We start from the raw sequence: 24,382 nt of genomic DNA on the forward strand, positions 1-24,382 counted from the left end.
GTCCGCCCCGCTGTACGCCCCCGCGCGAGAGGAAGCCCGATGACCAGCCCCCAGGTGCTCGGTGAGCGCTACGAGATCGGCGGGGTGCTCGGCCGCGGTGGCATGGCGGAGGTGCACCGCGGGCGTGACCTGCGGCTCGGCCGCGAGGTCGCCGTGAAGGTGCTGCGCCAGGACCTCGCCCGTGACCCGTCGTCCCAGGTCCGCTTCCGCCGCGAGGCGCAGGCCGCGGCGTCGCTGAACCACCCGGCGATCGTGGCCGTCTACGACACCGGCGAGGACCGCACGACCACCGGCGCCACCCCCTACATCGTGATGGAGTACGTCGAGGGCGAGACGCTGCGCGACGTGCTCCAGCACGAGCGCCGGCTGTCCCCGGAGCGGGCGATGTCGCTGACCGCCGACATCTGCGCGGCCCTGGACTTCAGCCACCGGAACGGCATCGTGCACCGGGACGTCAAGCCCGGCAACGTCATGATCACGCCGCAGGGCACGGTCAAGGTGATGGACTTCGGCATCGCCCGCGCGGTGTCGGACTCGGCCGCGACGATGACCTCCACCGCCGCGGTGATCGGCACGGCGCAGTACCTCTCGCCCGAGCAGGCCCGCGGCGAGGGCGTCGACGCCCGCTCCGACGTCTACTCCGCCGGCTGCCTGCTCTACGAGCTGGTCACCGGCACCCCGCCGTTCACCGGTGACTCCCCCGTGGCGGTCGCCTACCAGCACGTGCGCGAGGACCCCCGGACCCCGTCGTCGATCAACCCGGAGATCTCGCCGGAGCTCGACGCCATCGTGCTCAAGGCGATGAGCAAGAACCCGGCCAACCGGTACCAGTCGGCCGCCGAGATGCGGGCGGACCTGCTGCGCGCCGTCGCCGGCCAGCGGGTCGAGGCCACACCGGTGATGAGCGACGCCGAGAAGACCACGATCATGAGCGGCGCCGCCGCCCCGCAGGCCTACGACGACCGTTCCTGGGACGGCGGGGACGACGAGGCCGACCGGAAGCGGAAGCGGAACCGGGTCATCGCCGCCGTCGTCGCCGCCCTCGTGCTGATCGGCGTGGTCACCGGCGTGGCCATCGCGCTCGGCAACCAGGACGACCCGACGACGCCCGTGGCGGAGACGGTGTCCGTCCCCACCCTGGAGGGGCTGACCCGCGCGGAGGCGCTCGCCGCCCTCGTGGACGAGGGCCTCACCGAGGGCACGATCACCACGGCGCCGAGCACCGAGGAGCAGCGGGACCGGGTGCTCTCCTCGGACCCGCCGGTCGGCACCGAGGTGCCGCCGCAGACCCCGGTGGACCTGGTCATCGGCGCCGGCCCGGAGACGCTGACCGTGCCCGAGGTGATCGGCCTGACCGAGTCCGGCGCGCGGAGCAGCCTGAACACCGCCGGGTTCACCGGCAACGTGAACGCCACCCCGGTCGACTCCCTGGAGCCCGAGGGGCGGGTCGTCGCCATCGACCCGGGCGAGGGCACCCAGGCCCCACCGGACCAGACGTTCACCCTGGGCATCTCCACCGGCAGCATCGAGCTGCGCGACGTGGCCGGCCTGACCGAGGAGGCGGCCCGGCAGGCCCTGACCGCCGACGGCATCCCGGCGAGCGCGATCACCGCGCAGAACGTCGAGCGCAACGACGTCGCACCGGGCACCGTCGTCGGCACCGATCCCGGCGCGCGCACCCAGGTCAGCGCGGGCGACACGGTCACCCTGCTGCTCGCCGTGCCCGAGCCGGCCGACGCCACCGACCCGGCCCCCACGGCGACCCCGACCACCACCCCGCCGGCGACCCCGACCACGACCCCGCCGCCGGTCCCGGGCGGCTGAGCCGGCCGGGCACCGATGCCGAGGGCCCCTCCCCCGGGTGACCGGGGAGGGGCCCTCGTCGTCCAGCGGGGCGCTGAGCGGGTCAGACGGTCGCGGTGGTCAGCCGGCGGACGGTCGCGGCAGCGGAGGCGACGACGTCGGGGTCCGGGGCGAGCCCGCACCGGGTCAGCCAGTTGGCCAGCAGCTGGTGCCCGCCCTCGGTCAGCACCGACTCGGGGTGGAACTGCACGCCCTCGATCGGCAGCTCCCGGTGGCGCAGCGCCATCACGATCCCCGACGGTGTCCGCCCGGTGATCTCCAGCTCGGCCGGCACGGTGTCGGCCGCCACGGCCAGCGAGTGGTAGCGGGTGGCGGTGAACGGTGAGGGGAGCCCGGCGAGCACGCCCACCCCGTCGTGGACCACCTCGCTGGTCTTGCCGTGCAGCAGCTCCGGTGCCCGGCCCACCACGCCGCCGAAGGCCTCCGCGATCGCCTGGTGCCCCAGGCACACGCCCAGCACGGGCAGGTCGGCCTCGGCGGCGGCCCGCACCATCGGGACGGTCACGCCGGCGTCCACCGGGGTGCCGGGCCCGGGCGAGAGGAGCACCCCGGCGACGTCGAGGTCGGCGAGCTCGGCGATCGTCACCGCGTCGTTGCGCCGGACGATGCTGGGCACGCCCAGCTGGCCCAGGTACTGGACGAGGTTGTAGACGAAGCTGTCGAAGTTGTCGACGACCAGCACCGGCCGCCGCACCACGGGGGCGGGGGCGGTCACTGGTCCACCGGCACGTCGGTGAGAGGCAAGGCGGGCTCGATCCACGGGGAGACGGCGAACAGGATCCAGGTGTACACGCCCGGGCTCCCCCGCGTCACCTGCGGGTCCCCCGAGCGGGCGTCAGCCGGCCTCGACCCGGGCGTAGCGCATGTCCAGCGGGCCCTCGTAGGCCGGCAGCGACACCTGCCGCTCGTCGGACACCCGGTAGGTCAGTCCGTAGGCCTCCGCGGCCTGGCGCAGCACCGTCACCTCCCGGGAGGCCGCCAGCTCGCTGCGCATCTCGTCGGAGTCACCGACGGCGGTGATGACGAACGGCGGGGAGTAGGTGCGGCCCTGCAGCAGCAGGGTGTTGCCGACGCAGCGAACGGCGCTGGTGGCGATCAGCCGCTGGCCCATGATGGCCACCCCGTCGGCGCCGGCGGCCCAGAGCGCGTTGACCACGCCCTGGACGTCGGACTGGTGGATGACGACGTCGTCCGGGGTGGCCCCGGTGGGCAGCCCACCGCCGGCCGGGCGCGGGGCGTCGTCGAGCACGATCTGCACGCCGGACCCGCGCACCGGGGTGAGCCCCGCGGGAGCCAGGCCGACCTCGGAGCCGGCCTGCGCGGCGGCCACCTCGCCGTCCCGGGTGGCCGCCTGGTCGGTGAGCGCCTGGACCTGGGCCTGCAGCCGGAGGAGCTCGTCCTGCTGCCGGGCGGCGATGGCGTCCCGCTGACGGATCAGCTCGGAGAGCTCGGTGATCTCCCCGGCCCGCAGGTCGGTGCCGAGCGCGGTCTGCCCGGAGGTGGCGAACAGCAGCCCGGCCGCCAGGGCGACCACGGGGACCAGTGCCGTCCAGACCGAAGAACGTGACCAGCGGGCCACCGGCACACCTCCTCCGGGTCGGTCCGGGTACCCGGACAGGGGGACCTGACCCGCCGTGCGGGCGGTCAGCTCTCCCGAGCAGCTTAGGCTGGGAGGAGGTCACGCCGGGGCGACAGTGCTCCGGCCCGGGAGGGGAGTCCGCTCAGGTGCCGAAGTCCAAGGTGCGCAAGAAGTCGGTCTACACACCGCCCGATGGCGTCCTCCCGTCCTCGGCGGCACGGGCGCAGGCGGCCCAGCCGAGTCCCCGCTGGTACGCGCCGGTGATGATCGCGCTGATGCTGTTCGGGCTGCTGTGGATCGTCGTCTACTACGTCGCCGGCGAGGACCTGGGCTTCATGGCCACCCTGGGCGCGTGGAACTTCGCGATCGGGTTCGGCGCGATGGTCGCCGGCCTGGTGATGTCGATGCGCTGGCGCTGACCGGTCGGTCGCCCACAGGCCCTCGTCCCCCTCGGGGGGCGGGGGCCTGTGTGTTCTCCGGGGCACGACGACCCGCGGTGGCCCCCGGTGACCGCCCGGGACGGTCGACTTGACGCCTCTGCGCAGGTCAGCGGCGTGACCGGGCGATGACGCAGTGTTCGACTGTGCACAGCGGCCGACTCCGTCCACAGGTGGCCGGTGCCGATGTCCACCGGGTTGTCCACCACATGTGGAGTTCGACGGCCCGCTGACCGGGCGCTGACCTGCGCGGACGTCCAGCGTGTGACTGGTGGGGCAGAAACGGCAGCAGGGTAACTACAGCCGTGGAACTCCGTCCCCAGCTGTGTACACACCTGTGGGAATCCCGCACTCCGCCGACGTCCCGATGGCGGCCGTCATCCGCCTACTACCCGGCTGCCGGGATGGCAAACCCAGAGCGTGACGGGCCGTTCCCGGGCGTGTTGTCGACTTCCCGGCCCTGTGGACGACCCCCGGGACGGCGTCGACCCCCACCCCGGTGGACACGGACTGTGGACGACGCCGGGGAACGGGAGCGGTCAGTCCGTCACGAGCTCCAGCAGGGTCGCGTTGGCCAGGCCGCCGCCCTCGCACATCGTCTGCAGCCCGAACCGGGTGCCGGTGGCCCGCATCGCGTGCACCAGCGTGGTCATGATCCGGACACCGGAGGCGCCGAGCGGGTGGCCGAGGGCGATCGCCCCGCCGCGGACGTTCACCCGGGCCGGGTCGGCACCGGTCTCGGCCAGCCAGGCCAGCGGCACCGACGCGAACGCCTCGTTCACCTCGAACAGGCCGATCTCCGCCAGACCGACGCCGGCGCGGTCCAGCAGCTTGCGGGTGGCCGGGATCGGCGCGGTCAGCATGATGACCGGATCGGCGCCGGCCACGACCGTGGTGTGCACCCGCACGATCGGCGTCAGCCCGAGCTCGGCGGCGCGGTCGGATGTGGTGACCAGCAGGGCCGCCGCGCCGTCGGAGATCTGGCTGGCGTTGCCCGCGCTGACCACCCCGTCGGCCTGGAACGGCGTCGGCAGCGCGGCCAGCCGTTCCAGGGTGCCGCCGCTGCGGATGCCCTCGTCGGCGGTGACCGACGTGCCCTCGGGGGTGGGGACGGCGACCAGCTCCTCGTCGAACGCGCCGTCGGCCTGGGCCTTGCCGGCCCGCTCGTGCGAGCGCAGGGCGTACTCGTCGAGCGCGGTCCGGCTGAGCCCCCACCGGGCCGCGATCATCTCCGCGCCCACCCCCTGGTGCGGGGCCACGCCGCCGTAGCGGGCCAGGAACGCCGGGCCCAGCGGGCTCCCGGCGGTGCCGTCGCCGGTCGAGGAGCCCATCGGCACCCGGCTCATCGACTCCACGCCCCCGGCGACCACCAGGTCGGCCTGGCCGCTGACCACCGCTGCGGCGGCGAAGGCGACGGCCTGCTGCGAGGAGCCGCACTGCCGGTCGACGGTGGTGCCCGGCACCGACTCCGGCCAACCCGCGGCCAGCACCGCGACCCGGCCGATGTTGCCGGTCTGCTCCCCCACCTGCGTGACGCAGCCCCAGATCACGTCGTCGACCACCGCCGGGTCGATGCCGGTGCGTTCGGCGAGCGCGGTGAGCACGGCCGCCGACAGGTCGACCGCGTGCACCCCGGCGAGCCCTCCCCGGCGCCGGCCCACCGGCGTGCGGACGGCGGCGCAGATGACGGCATCGCGCATGACCCCTCCTCGTGTCGACGCTGACCCGGCCGGACGGGGACCCGGTGCCGTGACGCAGGTCTCCCGGACGGAGTAGACCACGGGCGGCTGACAAGCTGGCCGGGTGCAGTGGTCACCCCGGGTCGGCGAGACGGTCGTCGTGGCGGCCCTCGGCGTCGTCCTGGCGGTGGGCGCCGTGTTCTCCGACCCGGCGGGCCGGGTGCTGCTCGGCGCCGCCGCCCTGCTGCTGGGCGTGCTCGCGGTCCGCGACGCACTGCTGCGCCCGAGGCTGCACGCCGGGCCGGCGGGCGTTACGGTCCGCGGGGTCGCGCGGGCCACCACGATCGCCTGGCCGTCGCTGCGGGTGCGGCTGCGCGAGCAGCGCCGCTTCGGGCTGCGGGGGCGCACGCTGGAGTTGGAGGACGCCGGCGACGACGGGGTGCTGGTGGTGCTGGGCCGGCGGGACCTCGGCACCGACCCGGCGGTGGTGGCCGAGGCGCTGCTCGCCCCCGGTGACTCGCGCTAGCGCAGCCCGCCGAACACCAGCACCAGCAGGACGACGACGACCGCCGCGATCCCGGCGGCCTGCAGGGCACGGCGGCGCCGGGCGCCCACGAGGACGGCGGCGGTGACCGCACCGGTGACCAGCCCACCGAGGTGGCCCAGCAGGGACACCCCGGGCAGGAAGCTGATGAACAGGTTGATCGCCAGCAGGGTGAGCAGACCGCGCAGGTCCTGCTTCTGGTGCAGCCAGACCACGCCCAGGGCGCCGAGCAGGCCGTAGATGGCGGCCGAGGCGCCCACCACCCCGCCGTAGTACGACCCGAGCAGCTGCAGCGCGGCGGAGCCGCCCAGCGCGGAGACCAGGTAGACGGTGAGGAACCGCCAGCGGCCCAGCAGCCGCTCGAGCTCGGAGCCGAACAGCAGCAGGGCGAGCATGTTCAGCGCCAGGTGCACCGGACCGACGTGGGTGAAGGCACTGGTGACCACCCGCCACCACTCGCCGGCGTCGACGGCGAAGGGGCTGGTGGCGAAGGCGTTCTGCAGCGGGGAGGAGAAGCTGCTGAACGGGTTGACGCCCACGGTGGCGGCGGACACCGCGGTGGCGATGGCCACGGCGACGTTGAGCGCGATCAGCGCGAGGGTGACCACGCCCCAGCGCCGGCCGGCCAGCCGGACACCGGTGGTCCGGCGGGGCTGCCGGACCTCGGCTGCACCGGCCCGCACGTCGTCGGGGCACTGGAAGCCGACGGAGGCCGGGATCATGCACTCCGGGCAGATCGGCCGGCCGCAGCGGGTGCAGCGGACGCCGGTGGGCCGGTCCGGGTGCCGGTAGCAGGTCGCGGGCGGGGGCACCGGCTGCGGGTCGGCCCCGCCGGTGCCCCCGGTCCCGTCAGGGGTGGTCAGCTGCGCTGCACCTCGACCGACTCGATCACCACGTCCTCCACGGGGCGGTCGTTGCGGCCGGTGCGCACGGCGGCGATCCGGTCGACGACGTCGCGGCCGCCCTGGTCGGCGACCTCACCGAAGATGGTGTGCTTCCGGTTCAGGTGCGGGGTGGGGCCGACGGTGATGAAGAACTGCGAGCCGTTGGTGCCCGGGCCCGCGTTGGCCATCGCCAGCAGGTAGGGGCGGTCGAACGACAGGTCCGGGTGGAACTCGTCGCCGAACTGGTAGCCGGGGCCACCGATGCCCTGACCCAGGGGGTCGCCACCCTGGATCATGAAGCCGCTGATGACACGGTGGAAGATCGTGCCGTCGTAGAGCTTGTCGGTGGTCTTCTCCCGGGTGGCCGGGTGCGTCCACTCGCGACTGCCCTCGGCCAGGTCGGCGAAGTTCGCGACCGTCTTGGGGGCGTGGTCGGGGAACAGGTCGACGGTGATGTCGCCGTGGTTGGTGTGCAGGACGGCGCGCCGTGCGGCGGGGGTCTGTTCGGTCACGACCACACTCTCCCACTGCTGACCGCGGGTCCGCCCGGGCACCCGGGTCGTGCGCCCGCACGGGCGGCCGACGGAGTGGAGACGACCGGAGTGGAGACGAGGGGAATCGAACCCCTAACCCCCGCCTTGCAAAGGCGGTGCTCTGCCAATTGAGCTACGTCCCCGGGAGCACGGCCGGAGCCGCGCGGTGGTTCAGGAGGAGCGGGGGGTGCTGACCGATCCCGGTCCGCGGGTGGCCTCAGCCCAGAGGTCGGCCTCACCCTTGCCGGCGGCGCGCTTGCGGACGGCGACGACGGCACTGGCAGCGATCGCTGCGACCGCCAGCTTCTTCAGCACGCGGTGACCTCCTCGGACGGTGCAGCCACCGCGACCCGGTGACCGCTGTGGGTGACCGGGTCCGGCCGGCTCGTTGCGAGCCGGCCGGATCCTGGTGCACGGGTGGGCCTGGGAGGACTTGAACCTCCGGCCTCATCCTTATCAGGGATGCGCTCTAACCGCCTGAGCTACAGGCCCGTGGACCGGAGAGAAGTTTACCCGGCCCCCGGAGCGCCCCCACGAGGGGGGTGCCCCGAGGGCGCGGTGACGTCAGCGGCAGCCGGCCGCGGTGCGGGCCGGGGGAGCCACAGCGGGTCACTCCCGCTCGGCGAGGGTGACCTCGAGGCCACCGACGAGGTCGGAGCAGAGGTTGTAGACGAACGCCGCGACGGTGCACAGCGCGGTGAGGAGCACGATGTTGATCGCCCCGATCACCGCCGCGCCGCCGAAGACGATGCCGGCGGTGATGACGTCGCCGCCACCCTCGTCCGTGGTGCGCAGCTGGCTGAACACGTCGTTGAGCGTGTCGAACACGTCCAGGCTGCCGAGCACGCCGTAGAGGATGCCGACCGCGACCATCCAGACGAAGAACAGCGCGATGGAGACGACCAGGGAGATCTTCAGCGCCGACCACGTGTCGATGTGCCGCAGCTGCAGGCGGGCCCGCCGGGGGCCGCGACCGCGGGCCCTGCCGGTCGCCTGGCCGTTGGCACCGCCGGACGTGGTGTCGCCGGCGTCGGCCGGGCGAGCGGCCCGCGGCGGCGTGGCGCCGGCCGGGGGCAGGGTGACCGCCTGGGTGGCGTCGACCGGCGGCGGAGCGGTGGGGGCAGCGGCGCGTCCGGTGGCCGGGCGAGCCCCGTCGGACCGGGCGGCCTCGGCGCGGGGAGCCTCGGCGCGGGGAGCCTCGGGCCGGGCGGTCTCGGCGCGAGCCGCACCCGCCTGGGGCGCCTTCGCCTCGGGGGCCTCTGCGCGAGAGGCCTCCGCGCGGGGCGCCTCCGCGCGGTCGGTGTCGGGCCGGGACGCCCGATGACGGGGGGCGTCGTCGAACCCGGGCCGGTCGTCGCGGGCGCCGCTCGCGCCCGACGTCGGGGAGGTGCTGCCGCCGGGAGACCCGGAGCCGGCGGTGGGCGGCGTCCCCGCGTCCGGCGTGCCGGTCTCCTCACGGGAGTCGGTACGCACCGAACTGCGGGTCCGGTCGCTCATCCCAGTCTCCTGTCCACCAGCGGCAGTCACCGCGTCGAGGCACCTCCCGGTGGTGCGGCCCCCAGGGGTGCCGCCCACCGGTCGCTGCCGGTTCGTCGTTCAGCCCGGGGAGGGACCTGGTCGTCCCGTCCCCGGGCTGGCATCCGTTCCAGCCTAGGCTTCGGGCTCGTCGTTGTCCGTCGTACGCGCGATCGCCACGATCTGCACGTCCTCCGGCAAGTTCATGAGCTTGACGCCCATGGTGGCCCGGTCCCGGGTGTGCCGCACGCCGTTGACCGGCGTCCGGATCACACCGCCGCCGGAGGTGATGGCGTAGAGCTCGTCGCCGAGCACCACCGCCAGCGCACCGATCAGCGGACCCTTGCGCGCCTTCGGGTCGGCGGTGAGCACGCCCTTGCCGCCGCGCCCCTGCTCCGGGTAGTGCTCGATCCCGGTGCGCTTGGCGTACCCGCCCTCGGTGGCGACCAGGACGTCGACGCCCTCCTGGACGACGATCATCGACAGCAGCGTGTCGTCGTCGGCCAGCGAGATGCCCCGCACGCCCTCGGTCGCCCGCCCCATCGGCCGCAGCTGGGCGTCGTCGGCCTTGAAGCAGATCGACATCGCCTTGCGGGTGACCAGCAGCAGGTTCTGGTCGGGGCTGATCATCGCGGCACCCACCAGCTCGTCGCCCTCGCGCAGGTTGATGGCGATGACGCCACCGCTGCGGGGGGAGTCGAAGTCGGTCAGCCGGGTCTTCTTGACCTGGCCCCGCGCGGTGGCCAGCACCAGGTACGGGGCGACCGTGTAGTCCTTGATCTGGATGACCTGGGCGATCTTCTCGTCCGGCTGGAAGGCCAGGATGTTGGCCACGTGGGCCCCGCGTGCGGTGCGCGCGGCCTCGGGCAGCTCGTAGGCCTTCGCCCGGTAGACCCGGCCCTTGTTGGTGAAGAACAGGATCCAGTCGTGGGTGGAGCCCACGAAGAACTGCTGCACCAGGTCGTCCTGCTTGAGCTGCGCGCCCATCACGCCCTTGCCGCCGCGCCGCTGCGAGCGGTACAGGTCGGCCTTGGTGCGCTTGGCGTAGCCGGTGCGGGTGATCGTGACGACCACCTGCTCCTCGGCGATGAGGTCCTCCATCGAGACGTCACCGTCGTTGGCCACGAACTGGGTGCGCCGGTCGTCGCCGAACTTCTCCACGATCTCGCGGAGCTCGTCGCGGACGATCTGCCGCTGCAGCTCGGGGGAGTCGAGGATGGCCTGCAGCTCGGCGATCCGGGCCTCGATCTCGGCCAGCTCGTCGAGGATCCGCTGCCGCTCCAGGGCCGCCAGCCGGCGCAGCTGCAGGTCCAGGATCGCGACGGCCTGGATCTCGTCGACGTCCAGCAGCTCCATCAGGCCGGTCCGGGCGGCGTCGGCCGACGCGCTGCTGCGGATCAGCGCGATGACCGCGTCGAGCTGGTCGAGCGCCTTGGCGTACCCGCGCAGGATGTGCGCGCGCTCCTCGGCCTTGCGCAGCCGGTAGCGGGTGCGCCGGACGATGACCTCGATCTGGTGCGTGACCCAGTGCTTGACCAGCTCGTCCAGCCGCAGCGTGCGGGGCACGCCGTCGACGATCGAGAGCATGTTGCAGCCGAAGGTGGTCTGCAGCTGGGTGTGCTTGTAGAGGTTGTTCAGCACGACCTTGGCGACGGCGTCGCGGCGCAGCGTGATGACCAGCCGGCGGCCGACCCGGTCGCTGGACTCGTCGGCGATCTCGCTGATGCCCTGCAGCCGGCCTTCCTTGACCGCCTCGGCGATCGACTCGGCCAGGTTGTCCGGGTTGACCTGGTAGGGCAGCTCGGTGACCACCAGCTGCACCCGGCCCCGGCTGTCCTCCTCGACGGTGACCACGGCGCGCATGCGCACCGAGCCGCGGCCGGTGCGGTAGGCGTCCTCGATCCCCTCGCGGCCGACGATCAGGCCGTGCGTCGGGAAGTCCGGGCCCTTGATCCGCTCCATGCAGGCGGTGAGCATCTCCTCGGCCTCGGCGTCGGGGTGGTCGAGCACCCAGTACGCCGCCTCGGCGACCTCGCGCAGGTTGTGCGGCGGCATGTTCGTCGCCATGCCGACCGCGATGCCGGCCGAGCCGTTGATGAGCAGGTTGGGGATCCGCGCGGGGAGGACCACCGGCTCCTGCGTGCGGCCGTCGTAGTTGGCCTGGAAGTCGACGGTCTCCTCGTCGATCCCGGACAGCATCTCCATGGCCAGCGGGGTCAGCCGGCACTCGGTGTACCGCATGGCGGCCGGCGGGTCGTTGCCCGGGGAGCCGAAGTTGCCCTGGCCGTCGATCAGCGGGTACCGCATCGACCAGGGCTGGGCCAGCCGCACCAGGGCGTCGTAGATCGCCGAGTCGCCGTGGGGGTGGTAGTTGCCCATCACCTCCGCGACCGGGCGGGCGCACTTGACGTACCCGCGGTCGGGGCGGAAGGCCTGGTCGTACATCGCGAAGAGCACGCGGCGGTGCACCGGCTTGAGACCGTCGCGGACCTCGGGCAGCGCACGGCCCACGATCACGCTCATCGCGTAGTCGATGTAGCTGCGCTGCATCTCCTGCTGGAGGTCGACCGACTCGATGCGGTCGCGGCTGGGTGTCTCTGTCACTTCTGGTTCTCCACAAGTCGATACACAGCGGTGGATGAATGCGCAGTTCAGCGGCGCCCGGGTCGCCGAGGGCCGGCCCCGTCCAGAGGCTCACCCCGAGCGTGCGAGGGGTGAGGAGGACGGGGTCCTTCCTCAGACGTCGAGGAAGCGGACGTCCCTGGCGTTGCGGGTGATGAAGCTGCGGCGGGCGACGACGTCCTCGCCCATCAGGATGCTGAACAGCTCGTCGGCGGCCGCGGCGTCCTCCAGGGTGACCTGGCCGAGCAGCCGGGTCTCGGGGTTCATCGTGGTCTCCCACAGCTCGCTGGCGTTCATCTCGCCCAGGCCCTTGTACCGCTGGATGCCGTCGTCCTTGGGGACCTTCCGGCCGGCGTCGGCGCCCGCCTTGATCAGCGCGTCGCGCTCGCGGTCGGAGTAGGCGTACTCGTCGCCGGTCTTCCCACCCCACTTGATCTTGTACAGCGGCGGGCGGGCCAGGTAGACGTGCCCGGCCTCGACCAGCGGCCGCATGAAGCGGAAGAGCAGGGTCAGCAGCAGGGTGCAGATGTGCTGGCCGTCGACGTCGGCGTCGGCCATCAGCACGACCTTGTGGTAGCGGAGCTTCCCCAGGTCGAACTCGTCGTGGATGCCGGTGCCGAAGGCGGTGATCATCGACTGGACCTCGGTGTTCTTCAGCACCCGGTCGATGCGCGCCTTCTCGACGTTGATGATCTTGCCGCGGATGGGCAGGATCGCCTGGAACATCGAGTCCCGGCCCGACTTCGCCGACCCACCGGCGGAGTCACCCTCGACGATGTAGATCTCGGAGTTCCGCGGGTCGGTGGACCGGCAGTCCGAGAGCTTGCCCGGCAGCCCGCTCACGCTGAGCAGGTTCTTGCGGGCCAGCTTGCGGGCGTCCTGCGCGGCCCGGCGGGCCCGCGCGGCGGAGGCCGCCTTGGTGATGATGGTCTTCGCCTCGGCCGGGTTGGCCTCGAACCAGTGGCCGATCTGCTCGTTGCAGACCCGCTGCACGAAGCCCTTGACCTCGGTGTTGCCGAGCTTGGTCTTCGTCTGACCCTCGAACTGCGGGTCGCCGAGCTTGACCGAGACGATCGCCGCGAGGCCCTCGCGGATGTCGTCGCCGGTGAGCTTGTCGTCCTTGCCCTTGAGGAGCTTCTTCTCCTCCGCGTAGCGGTTGACGATGGAGGTCAGCGCCGCGCGGAAGCCCTCCTCGTGGGTGCCGCCCTCGTGGGTGTTGATGATGTTGGCGAAGGTGTGCACCGACTCGGAGTAGGCGTCGGACCACTGCATCGCGACGTCGACCGACATGGCGGTGTCGTTCTTGCCGGTGCCGTCGGCGGAGAAGCCGATGACCGACCGGTGGATGGGCGACTTGCGCCGGTTCAGGTGGGAGACGTAGTCGACCAGGCCGCCGTCGTAGCGGTAGGTGACCTCGGTCGGCTCGAACGCCTCGTTGGCGGCCTCGACCGGGACGGCCGCCTCGGCCAGCGAGTCCTCGCCGATGCCGGTCTCGGCCTTGCCGTGCCCGGGCCGCTCGTCGCGCAGCACCATGGTCAGGCCCTTGTTGAGGAAGGCCATCTCCTGCAGCCGGCGGTTGATCGTGTCGTAGGAGTAGGTCGTCGTCTCGAAGATCGAGCCGTCGGCCCAGAAGGTGATCGCGGTGCCCTTCTTGTCGGTCGGGCCGACCTCGGTCAGCGCCCCCGGCTTGGCCAGGTCGTAGTGCTGGGTGTACTCGGTGCCGTTGCGCCAGATGCGCACGTCCAGCGCCGTGGACAGCGCGTTCACCACCGTCACGCCGACGCCGTGCAGACCGCCGGAGACGCCGTAGCTCTTGCCGTCGAACTTGCCGCCCGCGTGCAGGATGGTCATGACGACCTCGACCGTCGGCCGCTTCTCCACCGGGTGCATGTCGACCGGGATGCCACGGCCGTTGTCCTCGACCCGGACGCCGCCGTCGGCCAGCAGCGTCACCTTGACGGTGTCGCAGTACCCGGCCAGCGCCTCGTCGACGGCGTTGTCCACGACCTCCCACACCATGTGGTGCAGGCCGCGCTCGCCGGTCGAGCCGATGTACATGCCGGGACGCTTGCGGACCGCCTCGAGTCCCTCGAGGACGGTGATGGAGCTGCCGGAGTAGGCGGTCTCGTTCTGGGGCGCAGCGACCACGGGGGGCCCTTCTCTCGCGCAGCTCCGCGACCGTCCGCGCGCACGCGACGACGGTGTCGAGGGGCGCAGGATGGCGCACAGCGGGCTGCTGGCGGTGTGTCTCCTCCAGAGTACCGGGTCCGTACAGCCCAGTGCCGCCATGCACGCCCCCACGTCGCGTCAGAGCGACTCCCGCGACGCGCACCACCACCCGTCTTGGCCCCCGTGTCGACACGCCGTCTGGCGGCAGCTGGGGGCGGACCGCGGCGGCAGCACCGTTCCACGTGGAACGGCGGCGCTCAGACCAGCAGCTGCGCGGTGGCGAGCTCGCGGTAGAGCGGGCTGAGGTCCAGCAGCTCGTCGTGGGTGCCGGCGGCGACCACCCGGCCGGCCTCCAGCACGACGATCCGGTCGCTGTCCAGCACGGTGGACAGCCGGTGGGCGACCACCAGCAGCGCACGGTCCGCACCGGCCGCCGCCAGGGTCTCCCGCAGCAGGCCCTCGTTGCGGGCGTCCAGGCTGGCGGTCGGCTCGTCGAGCAGCAGCAGGGCCGGGCGGGACAGCAGGGACCGGGCGATCGCCAGCCGCTGCCGCTCGCCACCGGAGAGCAGCACGCCGTCGTCACCGACCGGCACGTCCAGTCCAAGCGGGGAGCGCTGCACCACCCCGGTGAGGCCGACGTCGGCCAGGGCCCGCCACAGCTCGGCCTCGGCGGTGTCCGGCGCGGCGAGCAGCAGGTTCTCCCGGACCGTGCCGGCCAGCACCGGCGCCTCCTGCTCCACGTAGCCGATCCGGGAGCGCAGCGCCGCCCGCGGCAGCTCCCGGACGTCGGTGCCGGCCCAGCGGACCGCTCCGCCGGTCAGCGGGTAGAAGCCCTCCACCAGCGCCAGCACCGTCGACTTGCCCGCTCCCGACGGGCCCACCAGCGCGGTCCGGGTGCCCGCGGGGACGGTGAGGGAGACCCCGCGCAGCACCGGCTCACCCCCGCCCGGGTAGGCGAAGTCGACGCCGTCGAGCTCCAGCAGCGGGACCGGGTCACCGGCGGCCGGCACCCGCAGCACCGCCGCGGCACCACCGGCGGGACGGCGCTCGGGCACCTCGTCGCGCTCGGGGTCGAGCGCCAGCACCTCCTGCACCCGGGCCAGCGCGCCGAGGCCGGCCTGCAGCTGGGTCCAGGAGCCGATCAGCTGGCCCAGCGGCATGACCAGCAGGAACAGGTAGAGGATGAACGCGACCAGGTCGGCGACGGCGATCGAACCCGTGGCCACCCGCCAGCCGCCCAGCCCGAGCACCGCGAGGAACGCCCCCTGGACGGCGATCGATCCCGCCGGGGAGACCAGCGCCTCCAACCGGGCCACCGCGACGCCGGCGCGGAAGGCCCGCTCCGCGCTCTCCGACACCCCGTCGACCTCGCGGGTGGTGGCCCCGCTGGCCCGGATGGTGCGCACCGCGGAGAGCACCCGCTCGACGGCGGCGCTCATCGCCCCGACCTGCTCCTGCGCCTCGCGGGAGAGCGCCCGCACCCGGCGGGCGGCGAGCACCGCGGTGGTCACGCCCACCGAGACGGCGGCCACGGTGACCAGCAGCAGCCACACGTCGACCAGGGCCATCGCGATCAGGGCGCCGACCCCGACCACCAGCGACCCGGCGAGCTCGACGACCCCGCTGGTGACCGCCGCCCGGAGCATGGTGGTGTCCGAGCCGACCCGGGACATCAGGTCACCGGTGCGTCGCCGGTCGTACTCGGCGATCGGCAGCCGCAGCAGCCGGTCGACCAGCCGGCGCCGGGTGGTGAGCACGACGCCCTCGGCGGTGCGCTGGAGCAGGTACTGCTGGCCGGCACCGAGGAACGCCGCGGCCACCAGGACCACGACCAGGGTGAGCACGAGCGGCAGCACCGGGTCGCCCGCGCCGACCGCGGCGATCACCCGGCCGACCAGCGCCGGCTGGGCCAGCGCCGCCGCCGCCGCGACCAGCGACAGCACGGAGGCCGCGGCGAGCGCCCGGCGGTGCGGGCGCAGCAGCGGCAGCAGCTCGCGGAACCCGGCGGCGGGCGCGGGCGGCGGCATCCCGCCGCCGGTCTCCTCGCTCAGCGGGCTGCCGCTCAGGCGCCCGCGGCCAGGGCGCCGACGACCGCCGCCAGCAGCCGGGCGTGGTGCTCGATCAGCTGCGGGCGCTGCCCGTCCGGGCGGATCGCCGCCACGTACCCGACCGCGGACCACAGCTCGTCGCCGTCGTCGCTGCCCAGCAGCAGCTGGCGCACCATCGGGTCCTCGACCAGCCGGCGCAGCTGGGGTCCGTCCTCGGCGCCGAGCAGCACCCACCGGCGCTCGAACTCCGGGTCGGGGCTCGGGATGTGCAGCAGGCCGCCGGTGCCGTGCCGCCAGAACCGGGCCGGGGAGAGCCGGAACGTCGGGACCGTGCCCAGCACGGGTGCGGCGGTGATGGCGTGGGTGCTGGTCCACCGGTCGCGCCCGAGCGGCGACAGGATGTCGCAGGCGACCAGGTCCAGGCCGTTGCCCCGCCCGCGCACCACGTTGCCCGGGCGGTCCTCCTTGCCCGGGCGGACCGGCGCGGTGGCCACCAGCTGGGCCAGGGCGGCGTCCTCCGGTCCGGTGCCGTCCGAGGACGTCCAGCCGACCGTCGCGGCCCACGCCTGGGTGCCCCACGGGTCGCCCTGCGGCGCGAAGGCCTCCTCGTAGGCACCGGGCCGGCGCTCCCGGCGGCCGCCGCCGAAGAGCCCACCGCCGCCGAACAGGCCGCCACCGCGCGGCTCGGCGGGTGGGGCGCTGGCCCCGGACTCCCGCGGATCGGCCGGCGGCTGCCCGGGCTCACCCGACGATGCGCCGGGCCGCGGAGGGGCGGGCTGCTGAGGGTCGGGGTACTGGACGGCGGGCGGCCGGACGCCGGGGCGCTCGGGCTCGGCCGCCGGCAGGTCCCAGCCCGGCGGCTGCCAGCCGGCCGGGCCGTCGTCCGTGCGGTCATCCGACCGCGGGGGCTCGGCGGGGGGCTGGGGGGTGTCGGCCGGCTGGCCGGCATCGGACTCGCCGCCCAGGTGCGCCGGCTCCCGCCAGCCCTCCGGCCCGCCCTCGTCGAAGGCGTCGCGGTCGCGCGGGCTGCTCATCTGCGTGTCCTCCTCGTGGGTGCTGGGGTGGGTCGGGCCGGCGCTCAGCCGTAGGTGTCGCGCGGGCCGCGGCCCCGGACGGTGCGCGGGCCCTTCTTCCAGTTCGGCGCCGTCGGACCGACAACGCGCAACTTCGTCACGACGTCCCCGCCGACCCCGGCGCGCAGCCGGCCGAGGATGGAGGGGGCCAGCAGGCGCAGCTGGGTGGCCCACGCGGTGGACTCCGCGACCACCAGCAGCTCGCCCTCGTTGAGCGACTCCGGCCGGCAGTGCGCGGCGATGTCCGGGCCGACCAGGGTGTCCCACCGGCCGAACACCGCGCCGACCTTCGTGCGCGCGGTCCAGTCCTGCTGGCTGACCAGCGAGTCGACCAGCGAGCCCAGCGGCTGCGGGTCGTCCGCACCCGGGCCGGGCCCGGTCCAGGAGCGGCGAGGACCGGCGACGCGACGCCGGGTGGGCCGGGGCCGGGACGCCGAGGCCGCCCGGGCCGCGTCCAGGGCGGCCCGGGCGATGTCCGAGGGGCGCGCCGGGCGGTCGGCGGACGGCTGGTCAGGCACCGGAGACCTCCTCCAGCGGCAGCCCCGGCTCGGGCCGGACGACGCGGGCCTGCCCGTCGGCGATCTCCACCCGGGTGCCGCGCAGCGCCGCCGGCACGTCCTCGGCGACCGCGGCGGTGATCAGGGTCTGCTCGGCGGTGAGCGCCACCTCGGCCAACGCGGACCGGCGGTCGGTGTCCAGCTCGGCGAAGACGTCGTCGAGCACCAGCACCGGGTCGTCGCCGTCGTCGCGCAGCAGCGCGAAGCAGGCCAGCTTGACCGCCAGCGCGAAGGACCAGGACTCCCCGTGGCTGGCGTAGCCCTTGGCCGGGGCCGGGCCCAGGTGCAGCACCAGGTCGTCGCGGTGCGGGCCGACCAGGGTGACCCCGCGGTCGACCTCCTCCTGGCGCCGCTCGGCCACCCGGTCGCGCAGGGCGACGGCCAGCTCCTCGGCCCCGGGGAGCACCCGGTCCGGGTCGACCGGGGCACCGTCCCCGGCCAGCGGCACGGTGCTGCTGTAGCCGAGCGCGGCCCGGTCCGCCGCGGGCCCGGCGACGCCGGCGTAGGCGGCGGCCACGTGCGGCGCGAGGTCGGCGACCAGCCGCAGCCGGGCGGCCAGCAGCTGACCGCCGAGCTCGGTGAGGTGGCCGTCCCAGACGTCGAGGGTGGCCAGGGCGTTGCCGCGCGCCAGCTTCGCCGTCTTCAGCAGGGCGTTGCGCTGCTTGAGCACCCGGTCGTAGTCACTGCGCACGCCGGCCAGCCGGGGTGTGCGGCTGACCAGCAGGTCGTCGAGGAAGCGACGGCGCTCGGCCGGGTCGCCACGGACCAGCGACAGGTCCTCGGGGGCGAACAGCACCGTCCGGACCAGGCCGAGCAGCTCCCGCGGGCGGGGCAGCGGGGCCCGGTTGACCCGGACCCGGTTGGCCCGCCCGGGGTTGATCTCCACCTCGACCAGCAGCTCCCGGTCCTCGCGCCGCAGCGCCGCCCGGACGATCGCCTGCTCGGCACCGTGCCGGACCAGCGGTGCGTCGGCGGAGACCCGGTGGCTGCCCAGGGTGGCCAGGTAGCCGACCGCCTCGACCAGGTTGGTCTTGCCCTGCCCGTTGCGCCCGACCAGGACCGTCGGCCCGGGGGTCAGCGGCAGGTCGGCCGCCGCCCAGCTGCGGAACTGGGCCACCTGCAGGTGCCGGACGTACACGGCTCAGGTCCTCCGTGACGTGCTGGAACGGCCCCCGTCCGGTCCCCCGCGCCGGGTGCGCCCGGCGCGGGGGAGGTGAGGTGCTGGAACGGCCTCGTTGCAAGGGCCCTCGCCGAGCGCCAGCGAGGCGTGGGGGGCAACGAGGTCCTCCTTCACGCGGGCTTCTCGACCTCCTGCTGCTGCACGGCCTGGACCGCGTGGCCACCGAACTGGTTGCGCAGCGCGGCGACCGCCTTCATGGTCGGCGAGTCGTCCTGCCGGGAGGCGAACCGGGCGAACAGCGAGGCGGAGATGGCCGGCATGGGTACGGCGTGCTCGATCGCCTGCTCGACGGTCCACCGGCCCTCGCCGGAGTCCTCCGCGTAGCCGCTGATCTTGTCCAGCGCCGGGTCCTCCTGCAGGGCGCGGACCAGCAGGTCCAGCAGCCAGGAGCGGATGACGGTGCCCTGGGTCCACGAGGCGACGACGCCGGGGACGTCCTCGATCAGGTCGACGGCGGCCAGCAGCTCGTAGCCCTCGCCGTAGGCCTGCATCATCGCGTACTCGATACCGTTGTGGACCATCTTGGCGAAGTGGCCGGCACCGCACGGGCCGGCGTGCACGAAGCCGGCCCCGGGGATGGCGTCACCGGACTCGTCGTGCGGCGCCGGCGGCCGGAGCGCGTCGAAGACCGGCTGGGCCTTCGCGACGTCCTCGACGCTGCCGCCGACCATCAGGGCGTAGCCGTTCTCCAGGCCCCACACACCGCCGGAGACCCCGGCGTCGATGTAGCCGATGCCCTTGGGGCCCAGCTCCTCGGCGTGCATCTGGTCGTCGGTGAACTTCGAGTTGCCGCCGTCGATGATCACGTCACCGGGGCTGAGGAGGTCGCCCAGCTCCCGGATCGTGGCCCGGGTGGGCTCCCCGGAGGGGACCATCACCCACACGATGCGTGGCGCCTCGAGCGCGCCGACCAGCCCCTCCAGGCTGTCCACGTCCCGCTTCTCCGGGCTGCGGTCGTACCCGACCACCTCGATGTCGGCGCGGCGTACCCGCTCCGCCATGTTGGCGCCCATCTTGCCCAACCCGACCAGGCCCAGCTGCACGTCCGGTCCTCCTCCACGCTCGTCTCCCGCGGCGATCGCGGGTGGTCTCGGTGGGCGCACGCCACGCTGCGGGCCCAGCTCCCGGTTCCGGCCCGGGATCTTCCCTGCCCATCGTGCTCGCCCTGCTCAGAGCCCGCACGGTGGCCCTCCTGCCGGCCCCGCCGCGAGCTCGCGGGCGGTTTGGGCAGGAGGGAATTCCTCAGCCGGGCAGGCGCACCGGCATGATCAGGTACCGGTAGCTGCCCGGGCGCTCGGCCGGCCGGGACCCCTCGCTGTCCTCGGCTGCGGGCTCGGGAACCCCGGAGAGCACCGCGGGCTTGAGCGCGGTGGTGAAGTCCATCCGCGCCCGCTCGGTGTGCACCGCGGCCAGCCCGTCGAGCAGGAACGTCGGGTTGAAGCCGATGGTCAGCGGGTCGCCGTCGAACTCCACGTCGCAGCGTTCCTCGGCCTGGCCCTCGTCGTCGGTACCGCCGGCCCGGAGGGTGACCTGCCCCGGGGTGAACTCGCACCGCAACGGCGTGCCCCGGTCGGCGACCAGCGCCACCCGCTTGGCCGCGTCGGTGAACAACCCCACCGGCAGCGTGGCGAACGAGGCGGACTCGGTCGGCATGATCGCCCGGTACTTCACGAACTCGGCGTCCAGCAGCCGGGTGGTGGTCTGGCGGTCCTTGCCGGACAACCCCAGGATGCCCTCGCCGGACCCGCCGGAGCTCAGCGACAGCACCACCTCGGGCCCGCTGGTCAGGGTCTTGGCGGCATCGGCCAGGGTGCGCGCGGGCACCAGGACGGCGGCGGACAACCCGGGGGTCTCCGGGCGCCAGGCGAACTCCCGCACCGCGAGCCGGTACCGGTCGGTGGCGGCCAGGGTGACCAGGTCGTCCTCGATCTCCAGCCGGACCCCGGTGAGCATCGGCAGGGTGTCGTCCCGGCCGGCGGCGACCGCGACCTGGCTGACGGCCTCGGCGAAGGCGTCGCTGTCCACGGTGCCGGCGGTGGAGGGCAGCGAGGGGAGCGACGGGTAGTCCTCCACCGGCAGGGTCGGCAGGCTGAACTTGGCGTTGCCGCAGCTGATCGCCAGCCGCGCGCCCTCGGCGACGACGTCGACCGGGTGCGGCGGCAGGGCGCGGGTGATCTCGGCGAGCAGTCGGCCGGGGACCAGGGTGCGGCCGCCCTCGGTGGACTGGACGTCGACCTCCGAGCGCGCGGAGACCTCGTAGTCGAAGCCGGAGACCGCCAGCTGGTTGCCCTCGACCTCCAGCAGGATCCCGGCGAGGACCGGCACCGACGGCCGAGGCGGCAGGCTGCGCGCGGTCCAGGCGACGGCCTCGGCGAGCACCTCACGTGCCACCCGGAACTTCATGTGGAAACCCATCCCTGCTGTCGTCCGCCCGCTCGTGCGGCGGGGTGTGCGGCGCCATCCTCTCCTGCCCGGCCCCCCGTCTGGCCAGTCCCCCGTGCGATCGACCCTCCAGCGGCTCCTGTCGCTGCGGCCGGAGGCCTCCCGGAGCGCGGGCCGACCGGCCCCGATCCGGGCCGTCCCCACCCAGAGTGTGGTTCGAGAACTCCTCGGGATAGATAACTCATCCTCGTCATCACGGGTGTGGATGCTGGGGACTCGGCCTGTTCGTGCACGTCAGCCCGGAAGTGGCCCTGTTGGCCCGCTGTGGGCCGGCGACCCCCGTCCTGTGTCGACACGTGGACAACTCGACCGTTGTGCACCGTCGCCGTCCCCGGTCCACCCCGTGTCCCCGGTCCACCCGCAGGGTCGTCCCCAGGCCGTGCCCGGACCGCTGCTGGGCACCCCGCCGTCCACCGTTCCCGGTTGACGACTTGTGGACAGGACGGGGACGACGACCGGACCGGGCCCGCCGGGACGGTTCCCCGGCGCCGGTGGCGTCCGCCCATCGGCCCCTCCACCTGCGGTGGAGTGCTGGGGAACGGAAGTCCCCAGCCTGTGCACAGATCTGGGGACAAGGCGACAAACGGGGGTGGTCGGTGCACATGCACACCGTCGCGGGGCGGCCACCGGGAGCAGCACCGTGCCCCGGACCGGTCGGGGTGCCTGGTCCGGGGCCGGGTCGTCCGACTACTGCCGGGCGCGGCTCTTGATCCGTGCGGTGAGCTCGGTGACCTGCGTGTAGGTGGCCCGGCGCTCGCTCATCAGGCCGGTGATCTTCTTGACCGCGTGCATGACCGTGGTGTGGTCCTTGCCGCCGAAGGAGGCGCCGATCCGCGGCAGGGACAGCTCGGTGAGCTCGCGGCACAGGTACATGGCGATCTGCCGGGCGTTGACCAGCGTGCGGCTGCGGTTGGCCCCCTGCAGCTCCTCCATCGTCACGCTGAAGTACTCCGCGGTCGCGGCCATGATGATCGCCGCGGTGATCTGCGGGCCCTGCTCGTCGCTGATCAGGTCCTTGAGCACCAGCTCGGCCAGCGCCAGGTCGACCGGCTGCTTGTTCAGGCTGGCGAAGGCGGTGACCCGGATCAGCGCGCCCTCGAGCTCGCGGATGTTGGTCTGCACCTTGCTGGCGATGAACTCCAGCACCGCGTCGGGGGCCTGCAGCCGCTCACCCCACGCCTTCTTCCGCAGGATCGCGATGCGGGTCTCCAGGTCCGGCGCCTGGACGTCGGTGATGAGCCCCCACTCGAACCGGGTGCGCAGCCGGTCCTCCAGCGTCGTGAGCTTCTTCGGCGCGCGGTCGGAGGTGATGACGATCTGCTTGCTGGCGTTGTGCAGCGTGTTGAAGGTGTGGAAGAACTCCTCCTGGGTGCGCTCGGCGCGCTCCAGGAACTGGATGTCGTCGATCAGCAGGAAGTCGATGTCCCGGTAGCGACGGCGGAAGTCCTCGGCCCGGCCGGAGTGCACCAGGTTGATGAACTCGTTGGTGAACTCCTCGGTGCTCACGTACCGCACCCGGACGTTGGGGAACATCCGTGCCGCGTAGTGGCCGATGGCGTGCAGCAGGTGGGTCTTGCCCAGCCCGGAGTCGCCGTAGATGAACAGCGGGTTGTAGGCCCTGGCCGGCGCCTCGGCGACCGCGACGGCGGCCGCGTGGGCGAACCGGTTGCTGTTGCCGATGACGAAGCTGTCGAAGACGTACTTGGCGTTCAGGCCCGGGTCCAGCCCGGCCGGACGCCGCTCGGCGAACAGCGGGACGGCGCCCTGGCCGCGCCCCGTGCGCTCGGCCGGACGGCGGTCGTCGTCGGGTCCGCGACCGGTCGACGGGTCGCCGGGGCCGGCGGACTCCCGGTCCCACGGGGCCAGCCGGGTCTGGACGCCGACGCCGGGGCCGCTGTCGCCGGCCGGCCACTCCCCCGGGCCCTCCGGCGCCGCCTGGCCACGGGACCAGTCGCGCCCGTCGCCGGACTCCGGCAGCCAGGCCTCGGCGCGGGCGGCGTCGGCGCGGACCCCGAAGGCGCTGCGCCCGTCGTCGACCCGGTCGCGGTCGGCCCGGTCCTCGGCGGCCCGGTCGTGCGCGGCGCGCTCGCGGGCGGCGAGCTCCTGGGAGGCCCGGTCGTGGTCGATGCGGTCCTGGGCCAGCCGGTCCTGGGCGACGCGCTCGTCGGCCGACCAGTCCGGGGACTGGCCCACCGCGCCGGTGCGCTCCCGGTCGGCGGGGGTCCAGCGGCGGTCGCCGGCCTCGTCGGCCCGGCGTGCCGGTGCGGCGGGCTCCGGCTCGGCCGGCATGTCCTCGAGCTGCACCGCGACGCGGATCGGCCGGCCGAACTCGGCGGAGAGCGCCTCGGCCAGCTGCATCCGCATCCGCGACTCGAGGACGGTCTGGGTGAACTCGTTCGGCGCGGCCAGCACGGCGGTGTCCTCGACCAGACCCAGCGGGCGGGTCAGTTCGAGCATGGCCTTCTGCTGGGGGGACAGGCTGCCGGAGAGCCGCTCGCGGATCTGGTCCCAGACCGTGGCCAGGTCGACCGGAGAGTCGGCCATCGTCTGTGTCCCTTCCCGTTCCTTCGGTCCTCGCTCCGCACCCGTCGTCCACAGGTCCGTCCGTGCTCGAGGTGCCGGTCTGGTCCCCCGCACGGTCCCCAGGTGTGGACGTGGGACGGTGGCGTTCCACATGAGTGTCCACAGTCTGTGCACGCCCGGCGACGCGTGGTCCGGCAGCCAGCCGGGGCCTGCGGTCGGACGCGGCGTCCTCGCTGGTCGGCGCCCGGACGAGGGGTCCCGGGGAGAGCTGGCGAGCGGCTGGCCGGCAGGGCGGGGTGGTCGACCCGGGACCCAGTCGTCCAACGCGGAGCGACGGCGACGCTAACAGCCCCGTCCACAGCCGGGCAACGACGGCGACCCGGACCCGGGGCAGCGGACCGGCTCCGCGGCGGCGTGTCCGTCCCCGCTCTCCCGATCACCGGTGCACCATGACGGGTCGGGCCAGCGCCGCAGACCCTCCGGGCTCTCGGCTATGCTGGTCGGAGTCCGTGGGCGACGTCCGTCCTGGCCGCAGTCAGCTCGAGGTGGGTCATCCACCCCGGGATGCGCTGGGCGGGTGACGGTCGCCGGTCACGGAGGCAGCACAGCAGGAGCATCACCAGCAGCACACCAGCCCGCGAGTGTGGGGTGCCGGTCGCCGGGTCCCGTCGGGACGAGGCGGTCCGCCCAGCTCGCGCGTGCGCGGCCCACCCGGTCCGCACGCATCGACGCCG

At 73.9% G+C, this 24,382-nt stretch carries 19 protein-coding genes and 2 tRNA genes; 3 read left to right on the forward strand and 18 right to left on the reverse strand.

The annotated features are described in order from the left end of the window. The first annotated feature begins 39 nt into the window (after positions 1–39). On the forward strand, positions 40–1,824 hold the full coding sequence (gene pknB, locus ACI79U_RS13675; RefSeq protein WP_457068838.1) for a Stk1 family PASTA domain-containing Ser/Thr kinase: 1,785 nt from the start codon (positions 40–42) through the stop codon (positions 1,822–1,824). 82 nt (positions 1,825–1,906) lie between these two features. Here the strand turns inward: pknB and ACI79U_RS13680 are convergent, their stop codons facing one another. Together ACI79U_RS13680 and ACI79U_RS13685 are read right to left on the reverse strand one after the other, a co-directional pair. Then, positions 1,907–2,578, reverse strand: a complete 672-nt coding sequence (locus ACI79U_RS13680) for an aminodeoxychorismate/anthranilate synthase component II (RefSeq protein ID WP_457068840.1) — start codon at positions 2,576–2,578, stop codon at positions 1,907–1,909. Between the two features lie 120 nt (positions 2,579–2,698). Further along, positions 2,699–3,442 carry a DUF881 domain-containing protein gene (locus ACI79U_RS13685; RefSeq protein ID WP_457068842.1) on the reverse strand — a complete coding sequence of 248 codons (744 nt, stop codon included), beginning with the start codon at positions 3,440–3,442 and terminating at the stop codon, positions 2,699–2,701. Between the two features lie 146 nt (positions 3,443–3,588). Here ACI79U_RS13685 and crgA point away from each other — a divergent pair, with 146 nt between their 5' ends. Continuing rightward, positions 3,589–3,861 (forward strand): cell division protein CrgA, encoded by a 273-nt coding sequence (crgA, locus tag ACI79U_RS13690; RefSeq protein WP_457068844.1) that lies wholly within the window; start codon positions 3,589–3,591, stop codon positions 3,859–3,861. Between the two features lie 557 nt (positions 3,862–4,418). On the opposite strand, the gene ACI79U_RS13695 is transcribed toward crgA, so the two are convergent. Continuing rightward, entirely contained in the window at positions 4,419–5,579 is a 1,161-nt protein-coding gene (locus ACI79U_RS13695; RefSeq protein WP_457068846.1) for a thiolase family protein, read from the reverse strand. Between the two features lie 103 nt (positions 5,580–5,682). Between ACI79U_RS13695 and ACI79U_RS13700 the strand changes: the two genes are divergently transcribed. Further along, positions 5,683–6,084 carry a PH domain-containing protein gene (locus ACI79U_RS13700; protein WP_457068848.1) on the forward strand — a complete coding sequence of 134 codons (402 nt, stop codon included), beginning with the start codon at positions 5,683–5,685 and terminating at the stop codon, positions 6,082–6,084. Here ACI79U_RS13700 and ACI79U_RS13705 read toward each other — a convergent pair. The 15 genes from ACI79U_RS13705 to dnaA all read right to left on the reverse strand — a co-directional run bounded on the left by ACI79U_RS13705 (position 6,081) and on the right by dnaA (position 23,669). Continuing rightward, complete coding sequence (locus tag ACI79U_RS13705) at positions 6,081–6,914, reverse strand: rhomboid family intramembrane serine protease (protein ID WP_457068850.1); 834 nt, start codon at positions 6,912–6,914, stop codon at positions 6,081–6,083. The genes ACI79U_RS13700 and ACI79U_RS13705 overlap by 4 nt on opposite strands. A gap of 47 nt (positions 6,915–6,961) precedes the next feature. Continuing rightward, complete coding sequence (locus tag ACI79U_RS13710; protein ID WP_457068852.1) at positions 6,962–7,498, reverse strand: peptidylprolyl isomerase; 537 nt, start codon at positions 7,496–7,498, stop codon at positions 6,962–6,964. 91 nt (positions 7,499–7,589) lie between these two features. Beyond that, positions 7,590–7,662: transfer RNA gene (locus tag ACI79U_RS13715), tRNA-Ala, on the reverse strand. Between the two features lie 28 nt (positions 7,663–7,690). Further along, on the reverse strand, positions 7,691–7,834 hold the full coding sequence (locus ACI79U_RS13720) for a DLW-39 family protein (RefSeq protein ID WP_457068854.1): 144 nt from the start codon (positions 7,832–7,834) through the stop codon (positions 7,691–7,693). Positions 7,835–7,937: 103 nt separating this feature from the next. Next, positions 7,938–8,011: transfer RNA gene (locus tag ACI79U_RS13725), tRNA-Ile, on the reverse strand. Positions 8,012–8,128: 117 nt separating this feature from the next. Beyond that, the gene (locus ACI79U_RS13730) at positions 8,129–9,016 is read right to left on the reverse strand and encodes a DUF3566 domain-containing protein (RefSeq protein ID WP_457068856.1); all 888 of its coding nucleotides are present in this window, start codon (positions 9,014–9,016) and stop codon (positions 8,129–8,131) included. A 153-nt stretch (positions 9,017–9,169) separates the two neighbouring features. Next, entirely contained in the window at positions 9,170–11,638 is a 2,469-nt protein-coding gene (gene gyrA, locus ACI79U_RS13735; protein WP_457068858.1) for a DNA gyrase subunit A, read from the reverse strand. Positions 11,639–11,770: 132 nt separating this feature from the next. Continuing rightward, a complete protein-coding gene (gene gyrB / locus ACI79U_RS13740) occupies positions 11,771–13,804 on the reverse strand; it encodes a DNA topoisomerase (ATP-hydrolyzing) subunit B (RefSeq protein WP_457068860.1) in 2,034 nt (677 codons plus the stop codon). A gap of 278 nt (positions 13,805–14,082) precedes the next feature. Then, entirely contained in the window at positions 14,083–15,852 is a 1,770-nt protein-coding gene (locus tag ACI79U_RS13745) for an ABC transporter ATP-binding protein (RefSeq protein ID WP_457068862.1), read from the reverse strand. 35 nt (positions 15,853–15,887) lie between these two features. Next, a complete protein-coding gene (locus ACI79U_RS13750; protein WP_457068864.1) occupies positions 15,888–16,907 on the reverse strand; it encodes a hypothetical protein in 1,020 nt (339 codons plus the stop codon). A gap of 44 nt (positions 16,908–16,951) precedes the next feature. Continuing rightward, the gene (locus ACI79U_RS13755) at positions 16,952–17,464 is read right to left on the reverse strand and encodes a DUF721 domain-containing protein (protein ID WP_457068866.1); all 513 of its coding nucleotides are present in this window, start codon (positions 17,462–17,464) and stop codon (positions 16,952–16,954) included. Next, a complete protein-coding gene (gene recF, locus ACI79U_RS13760) occupies positions 17,457–18,641 on the reverse strand; it encodes a DNA replication/repair protein RecF (protein WP_457068868.1) in 1,185 nt (394 codons plus the stop codon). The genes ACI79U_RS13755 and recF overlap by 8 nt, the downstream gene beginning before the upstream one ends. A 152-nt stretch (positions 18,642–18,793) precedes the next feature. Continuing rightward, on the reverse strand, positions 18,794–19,726 hold the full coding sequence (gene gnd, locus ACI79U_RS13765) for a phosphogluconate dehydrogenase (NAD(+)-dependent, decarboxylating) (protein WP_457068870.1): 933 nt from the start codon (positions 19,724–19,726) through the stop codon (positions 18,794–18,796). A 199-nt stretch (positions 19,727–19,925) separates the two neighbouring features. Next, on the reverse strand, positions 19,926–21,086 hold the full coding sequence (gene dnaN / locus ACI79U_RS13770) for a DNA polymerase III subunit beta (RefSeq protein WP_457068872.1): 1,161 nt from the start codon (positions 21,084–21,086) through the stop codon (positions 19,926–19,928). A gap of 726 nt (positions 21,087–21,812) precedes the next feature. After that, positions 21,813–23,669, reverse strand: coding sequence for a chromosomal replication initiator protein DnaA (gene dnaA, locus ACI79U_RS13775; protein WP_457068874.1), 1,857 nt, complete (start codon positions 23,667–23,669; stop codon positions 21,813–21,815). Positions 23,670–24,382: the final 713 nt, after the last annotated feature.

It is taken from the genome of Modestobacter sp. SYSU DS0904, assembly GCF_054051115.1.

What these genes read in the sequence shown, in the direction of transcription:
- ACI79U_RS13695 (WP_457068846.1), bottom strand. Translation starts at nt 5,579, where the DNA reads ATGCGCGATGCCGTCATCTGCGCCGCCGTCCGCACGCCGGTGGGCCGG.
- ACI79U_RS13750 (WP_457068864.1), bottom strand. Translation starts at nt 16,907, where the DNA reads ATGAGCAGCCCGCGCGACCGCGACGCCTTCGACGAGGGCGGGCCGGAG.
- dnaA (WP_457068874.1), bottom strand. Translation starts at nt 23,669, where the DNA reads ATGGCCGACTCTCCGGTCGACCTGGCCACGGTCTGGGACCAGATCCGC.
- ACI79U_RS13730 (WP_457068856.1), bottom strand. Translation starts at nt 9,016, where the DNA reads ATGAGCGACCGGACCCGCAGTTCGGTGCGTACCGACTCCCGTGAGGAG.
- pknB (WP_457068838.1), top strand. Translation starts at nt 40, where the DNA reads ATGACCAGCCCCCAGGTGCTCGGTGAGCGCTACGAGATCGGCGGGGTG.
- dnaN (WP_457068872.1), bottom strand. Translation starts at nt 21,086, where the DNA reads ATGAAGTTCCGGGTGGCACGTGAGGTGCTCGCCGAGGCCGTCGCCTGG.
- ACI79U_RS13745 (WP_457068862.1), bottom strand. Translation starts at nt 15,852, where the DNA reads ATGCCGCCGCCCGCGCCCGCCGCCGGGTTCCGCGAGCTGCTGCCGCTG.